This is a genomic window from Mucilaginibacter gossypii (assembly GCF_017569325.2).
Lineage (GTDB): Bacteria > Bacteroidota > Bacteroidia > Sphingobacteriales > Sphingobacteriaceae > Mucilaginibacter > Mucilaginibacter gossypii.
Genome location: NZ_CP071878.2, coordinates 1,446,361 through 1,462,764, shown reverse-complemented (window position 1 = coordinate 1,462,764; position 16,404 = coordinate 1,446,361). Strand labels below are relative to the sequence as shown.

Here is a 16,404-nt window from a genome sequence, read left to right as displayed (position 1 = left end):
GGCGGAGCAGGGTACACCGGCGGCGAAATGCTCCGGATCCTGATCAACCATCCTAACGTGGAGATAGCTTTTGTTCATAGCAACAGCAACGCGGGTAACTATGTTTACCAGGTACATACCGACCTGTTTGGTGATACCGATCTGAAATTCGCTGCCGAATTATCTACAGATATTGACGTGTTATTCCTTTGCGTTGGTCACGGTGACGCCAAAAAGTTCCTGGAAGCAAACGTTATCCCCGATTCGGTTAAGATCATTGACTTAAGCCAGGATTTCAGACTGAACCAAAACTCAACTTTAAACGGCAAAAGTTTTGTGTATGGCTTGCCGGAGTTGAACCGTGAGGCTATTAAAACAGCCTCTAATATTGCTAACCCCGGTTGCTTTGCTACCTGTTTGCAATTGGGTTTACTTCCACTGGCTTCAAAAGGTTTGCTAAACAACGAAGTGCACGTTACTGCTACAACAGGTTCAACCGGCGCAGGACAAAGTTTATCGCCGACCTCACACTTTACCTGGCGTAATGATAACCTTTCTGTTTACAAAGCATTCAGTCACCAGCATTTAAATGAGATCGGTCAATCGTTAAGGCAGCTACAAGCCGGTTTTGATAAGGCTATCAACTTTATTCCTTACCGTGGCGATTTTACCCGTGGCATTATTGCTTCAATTTATACTGAGAGCGATTTGAGCGAGGAAGAAGCATTAGCACTTTACCAAAGCTACTACGATGGGCATCCGTTTACACATGTCACCAATCGCAATATCGATTTAAAGCAGATTGTAAATACTAATAAATGCTTTATCCAGGTAAAAAAACATGACAACAAAATATTCATTATCAGCATAATGGATAACTTACTTAAGGGTGCTTCCGGCCAGGCAGTACAGAACATGAACTTATTGTTCGGGCTGGATGAACGCGCAGGCTTACGACTTAAGGCGATCGGCTTTTAGAAGAGCTGAAAGCCGAAGGCTGAAAGCTTAAAGCATTTAATTATGAGGGATTATAAAAAATACGAGGTTTGGAAAAAAGCACATGCGCTTAACATGTTCGTTTACAAATCTGTACTTCCGAAATTTCCAAGAAGTGAGCAATTCGACTTGATGAGCCAAACTAAAAGGGCGTCATACTCGATTCCGCTTAACATAGTTGAAGGATGCGGAAGACACACGGAACGTGACTTCGCTCATTTTTTAGATCAGGCTTTAGGTTCAGCTCACGAATTGGAGTATTGCTTGTTAATGTGTAAGGACTTGCTTTACGTTGAGGAGGTCCTTTACCAGGAAACAGATAAATTAATTAATGAAGTGAAGGCCATGCTTATCAGCCTGATCAAAACACTAAGAAAATAAAAGCTTTCGGCCTTAAGCCTTCAGCTTTAAGCTTAACACGATATGAAATTATTTGATGTTTATCCTATAAATCCAATTAATATAGTTAGGGGCCAGGGCAGTTTAGTTTATGACGCTCACGATACTGAATACCTTGACATGTATGGCGGTCACGCTGTGATCTCTATTGGTCATACCCATCCACACTACGTAAAACGCTTAGAAGATCAATTGCATAAACTTGGCTTTTATTCTAATTCTATCGAGATTCCTATTCAAAAAGAGTTAGCTCAAAAGTTGGGAAAAGTTTCAGGCAAGGAAGATTACCAGTTGTTTTTGTGTAACTCAGGTGCTGAGGCAAATGAGAATGCTTTAAAACTGGCTTCTTTTTATAATGGTAAAAAGAAAGTTATTGCTTTCAGCAAATCATTTCATGGCCGTACTTCATTGGCTGTGGCGGTTACAGACAACCCGAAGATCGTCGCTCCTATCAACGAAACTGATAAGGTGATTTTTTTGCCATGGGCCGATGAAGCAGCGCTGGAAGAAGCATTCAAAAACAACGAAATCTCTTCAGTAATTATCGAAGGTATTCAGGGGGTTGGTGGTATCCAGGCTGCACCAGAGGGCTTCCTGCAAAAGATTCGCTCATTGTGCGACCAGTATAATGCCGTATTCATTGCTGATTCTGTACAATGCGGTTACGGCCGTACAGGTAAATTCTTTTCGCATGATTTTGCCGGTGTTAATGCTGATATCTACAGTATGGCTAAAGGCATGGGTAATGGTTTCCCTGTGGGAGGTATCATCATTTCGCCTAAAATACAGCCGGCATATGGCATGTTAGGTACTACTTTTGGTGGGAACCATCTGGCTTGCGCTGCAGGTTTAGCCGTTCTTGAAACTATGGAACAGGATAACCTGTTGCAAAATGCTGCTGAAGTTGGCGGCTACTTAATAAAGGAGCTTAACAAGCTGGAACAGGTTAAAGAAGTTCGTGGTCGTGGTTTAATGATCGGGATTGAATTGCCTGAGGAATTGGCCCATGCGCGTAAAGAATTGCTGAACAAGCACCATATATTTACTGGTGAAGCTAAACCAAATGTGATCAGGTTATTACCTGCTTTGAACTTAACTAAAGCTCATGCCGATAGGTTCCTGGAAGCTTTTGTAAATGTATTGAATCAATAGACGCCCCTCTAAATCTCCCCTAAAGGGGAGACTTAAAAAAAATAGATAACAGAAAACACACCAATTAATTGTAAAGTTCATGAAACTATTCTCTTCTGTTAATGATGTTGCTGATGTTAACGCACTTGTAAAAGAGGCATTGGCGCTTAAGCAGGATCCCTTTGCCCATCAGCAACTTGGTAAAAATAAAACGCTTGCCCTGGTGTTTTTAAACCCAAGTCTGCGTACCCGCATGAGTACGCAAAAAGCTGCTATCAATCTGGGCATGAATGTAATGGTGCTCAATATCGATAAAGAAGGCTGGGCACTTGAACTTCGCGATGGCGTGATCATGGATGGCACTACTGTTGAGCATATCCGTGAAGCCGCAGGCGTTATGGGCCAATACGCTGATATTATTGGCGTTCGTTCGTTCCCTGGCTTAAGGAACCGTGAGGAAGATTACAGCGAAATGATTTTCAATAAGTTTGTTGAATTTTGCAAGGTGCCGGTTGTTAGTTTGGAATCAGCTACCCGCCACCCGCTGCAAAGTTTGGCCGACTTGATCACTATTGAAGAGCTCAAAACAACAGCGCGTCCTAAAGTGGTTTTAACCTGGGCGCCGCATATCAAACCTTTGCCGCAGGCTGTTCCTAACTCATTCTCGGAGTGGATGTGCAAGGCGGATGTCGACTTTACTATCGTGCAGCCTAAAGGATATGAGCTTTGTACCGATTTTACCCAGGGTGCAAATATCTCTTATGATCAGGATGAGGCTTTAGCCGGCGCGGATTTCATCTACGTAAAAAACTGGTCGGCGTATGAGCCTTATGGCAATATATTAGGCAAACACGAAGAGTGGATGCTTACTAACAAAAAGCTGGAGCAAACCAACAATGCCAAAGTAATGCATTGCTTACCGGTACGCCGTAACCTGGAGCTCTCTGACGAAATATTAGACGGGCCAAACTCAATTGTGGTACACGAAGCCGGCAACCGTGTTTGGGCCGCACAGGCGGTGCTCAAACAAATGCTGGAAAGTTTGTAAGTAATTGTTGTTCATATAAAAGCAAGAATCAAAGCAAATCTGTCTTGGTTCTTGTTTCTTCTCGTCTTAAATCTTTCCTCCCGATGTATACGCCAAAACATTTTCAGTTAACTGATGAACAGGAAGCAATCAGCTTTATGCAGCGCTATAGCTTTGCAACAATTGTAACAGCTACTGATAACGTTCCGTTTGCTACGCATCTTCCCTTCCTGGTAAGCAAACGCGATGATAAAATTGTTTTGTCGTCTCATTTCGCCAAGGCCAACCCGCAGGCTGCTGAAATTATTGGAAAGGAAATATTGGTGATCTTTACTGAGCCTCACGCTTATATCTCACCCAAACATTACGAAAAGGGAACCAACGTACCTACCTGGAATTATATCGCGGTACACGCTTACGGCAAAGCAACAATCCTGCCTGAAGGCGAACAAACAGCCAAGCTGTTAGCACAGATGATCGGTAATTATGAGGCCGATTATCTTACCCAATGGAATAATTTACCAGACGAATATAAGCAACGGATGATGAAAGGTATAGTAGCCTTCGAAATCATAGTTGACGACCTGCAAGGCAAACAAAAACTTAGTCAAAACCGTAGCGAAACGGAACGGGAAAACATCATCAATGCATTAGGCAAAAGTACAGACACTACTGAAGCGGAGATTGGCAAATACATGTCGCGTCTTAAATAATATCCTACCGGGTTACGCTGCACCAAACCCGCGCAGCATGGTTTATTCTTCTATCTTTTTGGAAGCGCTGTTTATCATTCTGTTCAACGTCAATCCCTGAACTATTACCGAAAATATCACAATAAAATAACTGCCGGACAAAATCAGGTGCCGGTATGGCGTATTGGGTAAAGACAACGCAAGGGCTATAGATATAGCCCCGCGCAGACCGGCCCAGGTCATAATGTTGATATTGCTATAGTTCACTTTAAGAGTATGCCTTAAAAACGTTAGCGGCAGCATAATACTCAGCCAACGGGCTATTAAAACTGTAACTATAGAAAGGCTTCCCGTTACCCAGTAATTATTTACAAAAGGCAGGTTAACGAGTTGCAAGCCAATCATTACAAATAAAATGGTGTTCAGTATCTCATCAACCAGCTTCCAGAATTTCTCCAGTGCCTCGTGCGACCGTTCTTTATTATCCTGGTTAATAGATTGGCTCCCGGCAAACAGTCCCGCTGTAACAACCGACAATGGAATTGAAAAATCAAGCAAAACTGCCAATACGGATAAACCCATTACTAAGGCCAGCGAGATCAATACGATAGTCTGAAAATCCTTAACCGAGCGCATCAACCGGTGAGCGACATAACCTAAAATTCCCCCGGCTACTATCCCGCCAATAATTTCTTTAACAATAAGCGCTACTACCTTAGCCAGTTCAATTTTCTCTTCTCCTACCCGCGCCACCTCCAGGATGATCACAAACAGGATCAGCCCTATCCCATCATTAAAAAGCGATTCGCCCGAAATAATAGTTTCAAGATTGGCAGGTAACTTTGAATTACGGATAATGGCTGCAACCGCCACCGGATCGGTGGGTGAAATCAAAGCGCCGAACAACAGGCAATAGATCAGCGGCATATGGATATGAAAAAACGGGGCTACATAAAATAACAGGCATCCAAACACCGCAGTCGAAATAACAACCCCCAATGTACTTAGTACAAATACGGGGCGCATTTCTCTCTTCAGCTTCCGGCCATCTAAGTTAAATGAGCTAGAAAAAAGCAGGAAACCAAGCAGCACATTCAATACCGCTTTTGAGAAATTGATATTTTTGGCAAGTGTGCCCAGGTAATCGGCAATTGATGAGTCAACTTTATCAACAATAAGTATCGATATAGAAGCAATTGTTGCCAGTAACACGATACCAATAGTGCCCGGCAATTTTATAAACCGCGCATTAAGGTACGAGAAAACCGCGCTGACAATAACCAATAAAGCAATTACAACAAACAGATCCATAAATACTTACAAGTAAGGATTTAAACCGTCTATTGTTTGATTTTATCTTGATTCAGGATCCGTCATGCGGGTTTCAGTATCAAAATACCGTACAATAAGTCGGTTGTCGCTGTTTTTGGTGAAATAGTTGATGGCCCAGCTAAAAAATATGATACCCTTATTGGTAAAGCCTGCCAGCGACATGATGTGTACAAATCCCCATACCAGCCAGGCAAAAAATCCCTGGAAATGAATTTTTCCTAAGTCGGCCACGGCTTTATTTCGGCCTATGGTTGCAAGCGAACCTTTATCCCTGTATTTGAAGGGCACCAACGGTTTACGGTCGAACATTCGGTACACGTTCTCACCCAGGTTTTGTCCCTGCTGGATAGCTACAGGCGCAACACCTGGATGCCCGTTTGGATATTCATCGGTGATCATAGCGGCAACATCACCTATAGCATAAATATTTTCGTAGCCCTTTACCTTGTTAAATTCATCAACCAGGATGCGGTTACCCCGGGCTATATTATCGGCAGAAATACCTTCAGGAAATTCCCCCTTTACTCCTGCCGCCCAAAGTACATTGCGAGTTAACAGCGATGTGCCATTATCTATCTTGAGTTCATAGCCATTATAGCTTTCCACATGTGCGCTGTTATAAATGGTTACGTCCATATCCTGCAAAAACTTTTTCGCCTTGGCCCTCGCCCCCGGCGAAAACGCGGCCAGCAGTTCCGCTTTACCCTCAACAAGGTAAACACTCATGCTGTGTTTGCGCAAACCATGGTAATCCTTCATTAATATCAGCTCGCGCATTTCGGCAAGTGCACCAGATAGCTCCACGCCGGTTGGCCCCCCTCCTACAACCACAAAGGTCATTAGCGCCGCTTTTTCTTCCGGATCTTTAGATACGAGCGACATCTCCAGATTTTGCAGGATCAGGCTCCTTAAGTTTAAGGCCTCAGGGATATTCTTCATCGGCATAGCAAAATGCTCTATCTCTTTGTTACCGAAAAAGTTGGTATTAGAGCCGGTAGCTATAGCAAGGTAATCGTAATAAATGGTACCGATGTCAGTATCAAGCGTATTAGTTTCGGGATTGATCTTCTGAACCTCAGCAAGCGCGAAGCGAAAATTCTTTTGCCTGGTGAAGATCCGGCGCAATGGAAAGCCAATTGAATCGGCAGCTATGGAGCCCCCTGCCACCTGGTACAACAAGGGCTGAAACGTGTGATAATTATGCTTGTCAATCATCAGTACATCAACGGGCGCATTTTTTAGCTTTTTAGCTAAATGGATCCCGCCAAATCCTCCCCCTATAATTGCCACCCGCGGCCTGGTATTCTTTTTTTGCTCCATTGATAGTTATAAGCAAGGATAATGCCTTAAAGTTTTCCAATATTACTAATTCTTTCATAATCAAATTGTAAACTTAAACTGCAAGTCCAATTATTCATTTTTAAATCAATTTTTGAAAAAACACACTATATTTTCGTAATTTTAACAGTTTTCCGCTTAAAAAAGTGGAAATTTGGCACTAAAAGAGTTATATTAACAGCTGGAATGAATAAAATTGATACAGATCATATCAAAACGGGGAAATTACCATCAAATAAGAGCCTTTATATAATCAAAATAGGTGGAAACGTTATTGATAACTCTGAAAACCTATATCATTTTTTAAAGGACTTTGAAGCGCTCGACGGCCTGAAGATCCTGGTACATGGCGGTGGAAAAGTGGCCACACAAATGGCCGAAGATTTAGGTATTGAATCGAAAATGGTTGATGGCAGGCGCATCACTGATATTGAAACGCTGAGGGTGGTCACCATGGTTTATGGAGGCCTCATCAATAAAAATATTGTAGCCCAGTTGCAGCGTTTTGGCAACAACGCCATAGGCCTGACCGGTGCCGATGGCAACTTTATTAAAGCGGTTAAACGGCCGGTAAAAACTATTGACTATGGTTTTGTGGGCGATATTGTTAAAGACTCTATCAACCCCGAAAATATAAGCCGGTTAATGGAAGCAGGCTTTACCCCCGTTTTCTGTGCTATAACGCATGATGGCGAAGGGCAGCTGCTAAATACCAATGCAGATACCATTGCTTCGGCATTGGCGGTATCGTTATCGGGATTATATGAAACCACCCTCATATACTGCTTTGAAAAAAAGGGTGTGCTAAAGGATATTAATGACGAAGAATCGCTGATCAGGGAAATTAACCCGCAGCACTACGAGGAACTAAAAGTGGAAAGGATAATACACAGTGGTATGCTACCTAAACTTGACAACGCTTTTACCGCAATTGCTTGTGGTGTGAAGGCAGTAATTATTGGCAAATCAGATGATCTGGGCCAATTGAAAGATAACAAACCATTTGGAACACGTTTAACAAAAAGCGCATGAACGCACAACAGCACATTTCAATATTAGGCTCCGGTAACATAGGGCTTTCATTAGCCAAAGGTTTGGTTAAAAAGGGTATTTGTAAACCCCAGCAAATATCATTAACCCGTCGTAACGTAGCTGCGCTGGCTCAATATGCGGAGCAGGGGTATCATGTGTCAGACAATAACCTGCGTGCCGTACGCAAAGCCGATATTATTGTGCTGGCCGTACTGCCGCAACAACTCAATAAACTGTTAGATGAGATTAAACCTTCGTTAAAGCCGGATAAGCAATTATTGATATCTGTTATCTCAGGCGTTAGCTGTGCCGATATCCGCCAGCACCTTGACCTCAATGTACAGGTGATCAGGGCAATGCCGAACACCGCGATTGCGATAGGCCACTCCATGACCTGTATCGCTACAGATAACGGCACCAATAAAAATATCAACATGACCAAATCATTGTTTGATACGGTTGGTGTAACTATCCAGATCAATGAAGAATTGATGACCTCGGCCACAGCTCTTTGTGCCTGTGGTATCGCTTTCTTTTTAAGGTCGATCCGCGCTGCTTCACAAGGAGGAACAGAGATTGGCTTTCACGCGCATGACGCCTTAAAGATGGCAGCCCAAACAGCCAAGGGAGCGGCCGACTTGTTACTACAACTGGCATCGCACCCCGAGCAGGAAATTGATAAGGTAACCTCACCAAGCGGCTGTACCATTGCCGGCTTAAATGAAATGGAGCACCACGGTTTCAGCTCAGCCATGATCAAAGGCATCCGTCTGTCGGCCGAAAAAGCAGGTGATTTGTATAAAAAGGACAGTTAGTTTAAGCAGAAAGCTTAATGCTGAAGGTTTAAAGCTTTTGAATCATTATATTTAAATCGTTTTGATAGGGCATATCAAAATGAGTTATTTTTTTAAAAAGCAGTTCAAGTACAAGCTATTTACATTCAACCAATTATAAATAACTACAGTAATTGGTATGGTTATGGTATTTGACTGCTGATCTTTTCAGTATAAAATGTTAACAGTAGAAAAAATTGGCGGTACATCCATGACCGCTTTGGGTGATGTGATAAAAAACATTATCCTGTTTGAACGTAGCGGAGAACAACTTTACAACCGCATATTTGTAGTATCGGCATTTTCAGGAGTAACCAACCTCCTGCTCGAAAACAAAAAGACAGGCGCGCCGGGCGTATATCACAAGCTTGCCAATTACAAGGATTTTCATACGCCGTTAAAACAATTGATTACGCGCCTGAAGCAGATTAATAAAACCTATGAAGGCCTTGGTTTGAACATAGCCGAAGCGGATAAGTACATTGAAACAAGGATCAACGATGCACAAACCTATCTGGAGAACCTGGCTAATATCCTGGCATCGGGATACGTAGGTAAAGAAGGCATTTTACAGGCCGCGAGAGAGATCCTGGCCTCAATAGGTGAAAGCCATTCGGCTTTTAACTTTACCAATATCCTGCAAAATATGGGTATCAATGCTACTTTGGTTGACCTGAGCGGTTTTCACGACCACCGTGCATTAACCATTGATCAACGCATTAAGAAAGACCTTGCCCATATTGATTTTTCAAAAACCATTACCATTGTTACCGGATACGCTAAGGGCACGGAAGGTATTATGCGCGAGTTCGACCGCGGCTATTCGGAAGTTACTTTCAGTAAAATTGCCGTGGCTGTACAACCACAGGAAGCTATCATCCACAAAGAATACCACCTTTGCACTGCCGACCCTCAATTGGTTGGCGTTGAAAACTGTTTCCCGGTAGGTAATACCAACTATGATGTTGCCGATCAGTTGGCCGACGTGGGCATGGAAGCTATCCACCCAAAAGCGTCAAAACCGTTGGAAATAAATGATATCGACCTGCGGATCAAAAACACCTTCCAACCGGAACACCCGGGTACGCTTATCACCCGCGAATACATTTGTGATAAAAAGCGTGTTGAGGTTATCACCGGCACCGATAAGGTGATCATGATTGATATTTACGATCCCTCAATGGTTGGTAACGTAGGTACGGATTTTCATATCATGCAGTTGTTTTACAAGTTTGGCGTTAGCTATAGCTTCAAAGCCACCAGCGCTAACAGCATTTCTATAGTGATATGGGAGAAGGACTACAATAAAAAACTGATTGGAGAACTGGAAGACAATTACGAAAAAGTTGCTGTGGAAAAAATGGCGATGGTTTGCCTGATAGGTTCCAACATGGATCAGCCGGGCTTACTGGCCAAATCCGCAACAGCACTGGCCCAAAAAGGGATCAATATCAAAAGCTGTGGCTTTGCATTAAGGATGGTCAATATCCAGTTTTTGATAGCCCGCGAAGATTTCGATGAGGCGATCCGCGCTTTGAATAAAGCAATGTGCTAATTTTTGAGGTGAAAGGCGAAAGCTAAAAGGCCAAAGGTTGTTTTTGGTTATTTAACATAATTCCTTTCACCTTTCACCTTTCACCTTTCACCTTTCACCTTTCACCTTTCACCTTTCACCTTTCACATCAATTGTAACTTTACAGTAACTAATTTCTTTTAACCATAAGTTTTCAGCATATTTAGGTTTGACATCTTTCCTGTATGCGTAAACTTTTACTATCAGCCTGCCTGTTATTAGCTATTGGGTTTCATGTATCTGCTCAAAAAACAGCTAAAAAACCTTTAGATCATACTGTGTTTGACGGATGGCAAAGTATAGCAGGGCAACGCATCAGCAATGATGGTAAATGGATAGGTTATGTCATAAAGCCGCAGCAGGGCGATGCTGAACTGATTATAAAAGACGCCAGGAACGCTACTTTGGTAAAAATTCCGAGAGCTGACACAATTAAGATAAGCAGCGATTCAAAATTTGCTGTATGCCTTATCCGTCCGTTTTATAAGGATACCAGGCAGGCCAAAATAAAGAAGAAAAAACAATCGGATTTCCCTAAAGATACTTTAGGTATAATTACTTTAGGATCATCATCCGTAAGGAAAGTCCCGGCCATCCGTTCATTTAAAATAGCCGAAGATGCGGCTGTTATTGCTTACCTCGCAACAGCCGATACGCTTAAAAAACCTGCATCAGGCGATACCACAAAAAAAGCGGTAGCTGCAACTGTAGCCCCGCCTACACATGAAGGTGCAGATTTAACTATTAAAAAGTTAAAAACCGCCGCCGAACACTCTTTTAAATATGTTACCGAATACCAGGTCAGTAAAAATGGAAAATGGATTGCGTTTGCTGTAACAGCGCCGGCTAAACAAAAAGAGACTGTATCTGGTCTGTATTTATTTGATTCGGAAAAAAACACGGTTAAACAATTAAGCACCGGCAGGGGTAATTACCGTAACATCAGCATTGATGATGCCGGGCGCCAGGTAGCTTTTACTGCCGAAAAAAATCCGGAAAAGGCATTGGTAAAACCTTTTAAGCTTTATTACTACAACACGGCAAAAGATAGCGCGGAAGTTATTGCCGCTGCCGGAACTGCAGGCATATCCAATAACTGGGCGGTAAGTGGTGATGGCAAAGTGAGCTTTAGCAAAAGCGGCAATAGCCTTTTCTTTGGCACTGCGCCTATCCCCAAACCTGCCGATACCACCCTGGTTGATTTTGAGGTAGCCAAACTGGATATCTGGAACTACAAAGATGATTATCTGCAACCCCAGCAGCTCAAAAACCTGCAAACCGACCTAAAGCGTAGCTATCTTGCTGTGATAAAACCTGAAGAAACGAACGCCAAAACTGTTCAATTAGGTAACAAGGCCATCCCAGAAATATTAACTGCCGAAAATAAAGATGCCCGCTATGTTTTAGGGCTTACCGACACCGGCGCACGCGTATCGGCCCAGTGGGAAGGCAGTACCAGGCAACAAGCCATTTTAATTGATACCCGAAGCGGCAATCACAGGTTTATTAATGCCTCTTTGGGCCGTTATTATATCTCTCCGCAGGGCAATTATGTACTATGGTTTGATCTCAAAGATCAGGCATGGTACTGTTATACCATTGCAACAGGGCAAAAAATAAACCTGAGCAAAGCAACCGGCACCAAAATGGGCGACGAACTGAACGATGTGCCAGGGTATGCTTCGGCCTATGGTATGGCCGGCTGGTTAGCAGGAGACAAGGCCGTATTTATTTATGACCGGTACGACATATGGCGTTTTGACCCGGCAATGGGCGACGCGTTTAACTTTACCAAAGGCATCGGGCGTAAAAACAAACTGATCATGAGGTATGATCAAACTGACCCGGAGCAAAAATTCATCCCGCTGAAAGAGCCCATGTGGCTATTAACCCAAAACGAAGAAACCAGGCAATGGGGATATTTCAGGAAATTTCCTGAGACTAACAATCTGCCCGAAAAAGCGGTCATGGCCTCAATGAGTTATGATAACCTGCTGAAAGCTAAAAACGCCGAAGCTTACATCTACACCAAAGCAAGCTATAAACAGTCGCCTGATTTGTACTTCTCATCCGATCTGAAAAAAGAGGTCAAGCTAAGCAATATCAACCCGCAGCAAAGTGAATATAACTGGGGCACTGCCGAGCTTGTGAGGTGGACGACACCTAAAGGCTATCAGTCGCAAGGGATCCTGTACAAACCCGAAGATTTTGACCCGGCCAAAAAGTACCCGATGATAGTTTATTTTTATGAGAAACTTTCTGACGGGCTTTATAATTACATTGCTCCGGCTCCCACTCCTTCCCGCCTGCCTATCTCATTTTTTGTGAGCAACGGCTATCTTGTTTTCGCACCTGATATCAGCTATCAAACCGGTCATCCGGGGGCATCAGCGGTCGAGTTTGTAAATTCGGGTGTTGAGGCCTTAAGGAAAAACACATGGGTTGATGCTGCACATATTGGCTTACAGGGCCAAAGCTGGGGCGGTTACCAGGTGGCTTACCTCATTACCCAAACCAATATGTATGCAGCAGCCTGGGCAGGCGCGCCGGTAGCTAACATGACTTCCGCCTATGGCGGTATCCGCTGGGAATCTGGCCTGAACAGGCAATTTCAGTACGAAAAATCACAAAGCCGCATTGGTGCCACGCTTTGGGAAAAGCCCGAGCTGTATATCGAAAACTCGCCCTTGTTCCAGTTACCTAAAGTAAAAACACCGGTAATGATCATGAGTAATGATGCCGATGGCGCTGTGCCATGGTACCAGGGGATTGAAATGTTTACAGCTTTACGCCGTTTAGGTAAACCTGTTTGGTTACTGCAATACAATGGCGAGGCTCATAACCTGGTACTGCGCCAAAACCGCAAAGATATTACTATACGTGAGCAGCAATTCTTCGATCACTTTTTAAAAGGCGCGCCAATGCCGGTTTGGATGGATAAGGGAGTTCCTGCGGTTGATAAAGGGAAAGACTGGGGCCTGGAGCTGGAAAAATAAAAGTTTATATAGAAATTAATTTCACACAAAGTAATAGCGTTAATAATCTATAGCTCTTTCAAAAAGCCCAGTAGCGCAATGGCCACACCGGCCAATACCGCCATCATTTTACGCATATTGAAACGGTGATCAGCACTCGATTCAAAGAGGATGGTAGTGGAGATATGCAGGAAGATGCCGATAACAACGCCCATGATCCTGTTAAAATAATGCTGCAGGTTGCCGATGTTTCCGTTGCTTAACGCATCGCTGAAAAAATAACCTGCCGGCGCCATTACCGCGAATACCGCTACAAAAAGTATGGTTTTGTTTTTGCCTTGTTTGTTTGTGAGCAACACTGTAGCCAGTGCGAAGGCTGCCGGGATATGGTGTAAGGCAATGCCGTAAACTAATTGGTCCTGATTGCCCTGGGCAAGCGGCATTCCCTCCAAAAAAGCATGCAGGCAAAGGCTTGCCATGATGCCAATCGGGAAAACTGCCATATCATGCGGGTGTTTGTGCATGTGGCCGTGCTCAATCCCGTCCGAAAATTGTTCAAGCACAATCTGAAACAGGAAGCCGACCAATATGAATACGCCAACGTAGTTATCATTACCGTGGTAAGCATCGGGAATCAGGTGCAAAACGGTAATACCAAACAGGTAAGCCCCGCTGAAAGACAGCACCAGTTTCAGCGTTTTGTGGTTATCGCCTTTAAATAAAAATACAGAAGTACCGCCAAAAAAGGCAGCAAAAAAAAGCAGCAGAATTTTCCAATATCCCATTAAAAGGCAGGTTGTAATTTTTTAAACAATAATGAAAACAGCCATCCAACAAAGGCCCCATATAAAGCGCCGCACAATACATCTACCGGGAAATGCACCCCCACATATACCTGTGCAAAGCAAATGCTGCCTGCCCAAAGTATCGCCCAAAGCCATACCCACCTCCATTTTCTGAAAAACACAAAGCCGAGGAATATCGCCATGGCAAAATGATCGGTGGCGTGGGTTGATGGGAAACTATAACCGCTACCGCAGGGCACACGGCTGATATCGGTTGCAGATACAACCGGATCACGGCAAGGGCGAAGCCGCTGAATATTGTGCTTGATAATAACTCCACTGGTGAAATCAGCAACGCCTGCCGATACCGCCAGCAGCATTATAATAACAGCGCCTGTTTTTTTATATCGCCATAAACAAAAAATGATGATGAAAATATACAGCGGGATCCAGAATTTGGGGTTACGCAATAAGGGCATGATCCAGTCGAAAAAGGAATTGGACAGGTCATGATTAATGAAATAAAATAAATGCCGGTCGAGGTTTAAAAGATAGTCGGGCATTGTTTTTTACTATAGGTGTTTGTTTACTGTAATTTCCAAAGTTATCAAATAGCTTAAAAAATCCTTCAAATTTTAATACTTAGCAGCAGCATTATCCCGTTAAGCATAAAATAATGCGCAGGGATGACAATTGAAACCACCCTGCACCGTATTAAAAAACAACAAATTAACCGTAACCTTATATGCAAGCGTTTGCGTAAATCCTTAAAACAATATCATTTGTAGCTTATATTTTTTACTTTTACCACACCAAAAACTTCGCATTTTGACATTAATAAAATCTATTTCAGGAATACGCGGCACCATAGGCGGTGCTGTTGGCGATGGTTTAACACCGCTTGATATTGTAAAATTCACTTCGGCCTACGGATCATGGGCTGTAAAAAAATCGGGGATTAAAAAGATTGTGGTAGGCCGCGACGCCCGTTTATCGGGTGCTATGGTGAACAATCTTGTTATTGGCACACTACAGGGTTTGGGGATTGATGTTATTGATCTTGGTTTATCAACTACGCCGACTGTTGAGGTTGCCGTTACCGGTGAGCAGGCAGCAGGTGGAATCATCCTAACCGCGAGCCACAACCCAAAACAATGGAACGCCCTTAAATTGCTCAATGCAAACGGCGAGTTCATCAGTGATGCCGATGGCAAGGAAGTGCTAACAATTGCCGAATACAGCGACTTTAATTATGCCGATGTAAACGATCTGGGTAAAGTTACTTATGATGATACCTGGCTTCAAAAACACATCGACCTTGTATTGGCCTTGCCGCTGGTTGATGTTGAGGCGATAAAGAAAGCCAACTTTAAAGTGGTAATAGATTGTGTTAACTCAACGGGCGGTATTTTTGTACCGGCCTTGCTCAAAGTTTTAGGCGTTGAAACCGTTCACGAACTATATTGTGAGCCGGATGGCAATTTTCCGCATAATCCTGAGCCGCTTCCCGAAAACCTGATAGCTTTATCAAAAGAGGTTGTGGGTAAACGTGCCGATTTGGGTATTGCTGTTGATCCGGATGTGGACCGCCTTTGCTTTGTTTGCGAAGATGGTAACATGTTTGGCGAAGAATATACACTGGTTGCCGTAGCCGACTATGTTTTGAAAAACAATGTGGGCAACACGGTATCTAACCTGTCATCAACCCGTGCGTTGCGCGATGTAACTGAAAAAGCAGGCGGCGAATACCATGCGGCTGCGGTTGGAGAGGTTAACGTGGTTAACAAAATGAAAGAAGTAAACGCGGTTATTGGCGGCGAAGGTAATGGCGGGGTTATCTACCCTGAGTTACATTACGGCCGTGACGCTTTAGTTGGTATCGCGTTGTTTTTAACTCATCTGGCTAAATATGGTAAGTCGGTTTCGAGTTTGCGCGCGTCATATCCGGGTTATTTTATTTCAAAAAACAAGATCACTTTAACGCCCGAAATGGATATAGACGCCCTTTTGGCGAAAGTTGAAGAAAAATACATCAAGCAACCCCACTCAACAATTGATGGCCTGAAAATAGAATTTGATAAAGAATGGGTACATTTGCGGAGGTCAAACACCGAGCCCATTATCAGGATCTACTCTGAAGGTAATTCTGAAACCGTGGCAAACGGTTTGGCCAATAAGATCATCATCGATATTAAGGAGATCTTACAACTGAAAGGTTAATTTTACTGGTATTAAAAATAGCAGGCAACCGGCGGCAAATACCGTTGGTTGCCTGCTTATATATAATTACCGGGCATGTGTTTTTGAAGTTA

General features: G+C 43.4%; 14 protein-coding genes. 10 read left to right on the top strand and 4 right to left on the bottom strand.

Features of this window, described 5'->3' with window-relative positions; translation table 11 throughout:
* The first annotated feature begins 27 nt into the window (after positions 1–27).
* From argC to J3L18_RS06315, 5 genes are all read left to right on the top strand, one after another.
* Positions 28–957: an N-acetyl-gamma-glutamyl-phosphate reductase gene (gene argC, locus J3L18_RS06335; protein WP_243771485.1), complete on the top strand. Its 930-nt coding sequence runs from the start codon at positions 28–30 to the stop codon at positions 955–957.
* 42 nt (positions 958–999) lie between these two features.
* Positions 1,000–1,356: a four helix bundle protein gene (locus tag J3L18_RS06330; protein WP_129571233.1), complete on the top strand. Its 357-nt coding sequence runs from the start codon at positions 1,000–1,002 to the stop codon at positions 1,354–1,356.
* 42 nt (positions 1,357–1,398) lie between these two features.
* A complete protein-coding gene (locus J3L18_RS06325; RefSeq protein ID WP_129571232.1) occupies positions 1,399–2,526 on the top strand; it encodes an aspartate aminotransferase family protein in 1,128 nt (375 codons plus the stop codon).
* A gap of 79 nt (positions 2,527–2,605) precedes the next feature.
* Positions 2,606–3,553 carry an N-acetylornithine carbamoyltransferase gene (locus J3L18_RS06320; RefSeq protein WP_129571231.1) on the top strand — a complete coding sequence of 316 codons (948 nt, stop codon included), beginning with the start codon at positions 2,606–2,608 and terminating at the stop codon, positions 3,551–3,553.
* A gap of 83 nt (positions 3,554–3,636) precedes the next feature.
* Complete coding sequence (locus tag J3L18_RS06315; protein ID WP_129571230.1) at positions 3,637–4,245, top strand: FMN-binding negative transcriptional regulator; 609 nt, start codon at positions 3,637–3,639, stop codon at positions 4,243–4,245.
* 42 nt (positions 4,246–4,287) lie between these two features.
* Here the strand turns inward: J3L18_RS06315 and J3L18_RS06310 are convergent, their stop codons facing one another.
* The gene (locus tag J3L18_RS06310; RefSeq protein WP_129571229.1) at positions 4,288–5,535 is read right to left on the bottom strand and encodes a cation:proton antiporter; all 1,248 of its coding nucleotides are present in this window, start codon (positions 5,533–5,535) and stop codon (positions 4,288–4,290) included.
* A gap of 42 nt (positions 5,536–5,577) precedes the next feature.
* Positions 5,578–6,876, bottom strand: a complete 1,299-nt coding sequence (locus J3L18_RS06305) for an NAD(P)/FAD-dependent oxidoreductase (protein ID WP_129571228.1) — start codon at positions 6,874–6,876, stop codon at positions 5,578–5,580.
* A gap of 204 nt (positions 6,877–7,080) precedes the next feature.
* Between J3L18_RS06305 and argB the strand changes: the two genes are divergently transcribed.
* The 4 genes from argB (at position 7,081) to J3L18_RS06285 (ending at position 13,328) form a co-directional block, all read left to right on the top strand.
* Positions 7,081–7,926: an acetylglutamate kinase gene (gene argB, locus J3L18_RS06300; RefSeq protein WP_112654289.1), complete on the top strand. Its 846-nt coding sequence runs from the start codon at positions 7,081–7,083 to the stop codon at positions 7,924–7,926.
* Entirely contained in the window at positions 7,923–8,741 is an 819-nt protein-coding gene (gene proC, locus J3L18_RS06295) for a pyrroline-5-carboxylate reductase (protein ID WP_090527080.1), read from the top strand. The genes argB and proC overlap by 4 nt, the downstream gene beginning before the upstream one ends.
* A 196-nt stretch (positions 8,742–8,937) precedes the next feature.
* Positions 8,938–10,314 (top strand): aspartate kinase, encoded by a 1,377-nt coding sequence (locus J3L18_RS06290; protein ID WP_129571227.1) that lies wholly within the window; start codon positions 8,938–8,940, stop codon positions 10,312–10,314.
* 203 nt (positions 10,315–10,517) lie between these two features.
* Positions 10,518–13,328 (top strand): S9 family peptidase, encoded by a 2,811-nt coding sequence (locus J3L18_RS06285; protein ID WP_129571226.1) that lies wholly within the window; start codon positions 10,518–10,520, stop codon positions 13,326–13,328.
* A gap of 47 nt (positions 13,329–13,375) precedes the next feature.
* Here the strand turns inward: J3L18_RS06285 and J3L18_RS06280 are convergent, their stop codons facing one another.
* Both J3L18_RS06280 and J3L18_RS06275 read right to left on the bottom strand, forming a co-directional pair.
* Complete coding sequence (locus J3L18_RS06280; protein WP_129571225.1) at positions 13,376–14,092, bottom strand: ZIP family metal transporter; 717 nt, start codon at positions 14,090–14,092, stop codon at positions 13,376–13,378.
* On the bottom strand, positions 14,092–14,655 hold the full coding sequence (locus tag J3L18_RS06275; protein ID WP_129571224.1) for a phosphatase PAP2 family protein: 564 nt from the start codon (positions 14,653–14,655) through the stop codon (positions 14,092–14,094). Before J3L18_RS06275 ends, J3L18_RS06280 begins: the two co-directional genes overlap by 1 nt.
* Positions 14,656–14,920: 265 nt before the next feature.
* Here J3L18_RS06275 and glmM point away from each other — a divergent pair, with 265 nt between their 5' ends.
* Positions 14,921–16,312: a phosphoglucosamine mutase gene (gene glmM / locus J3L18_RS06270; RefSeq protein WP_129571223.1), complete on the top strand. Its 1,392-nt coding sequence runs from the start codon at positions 14,921–14,923 to the stop codon at positions 16,310–16,312.
* Positions 16,313–16,404 lie beyond the last annotated feature (92 nt).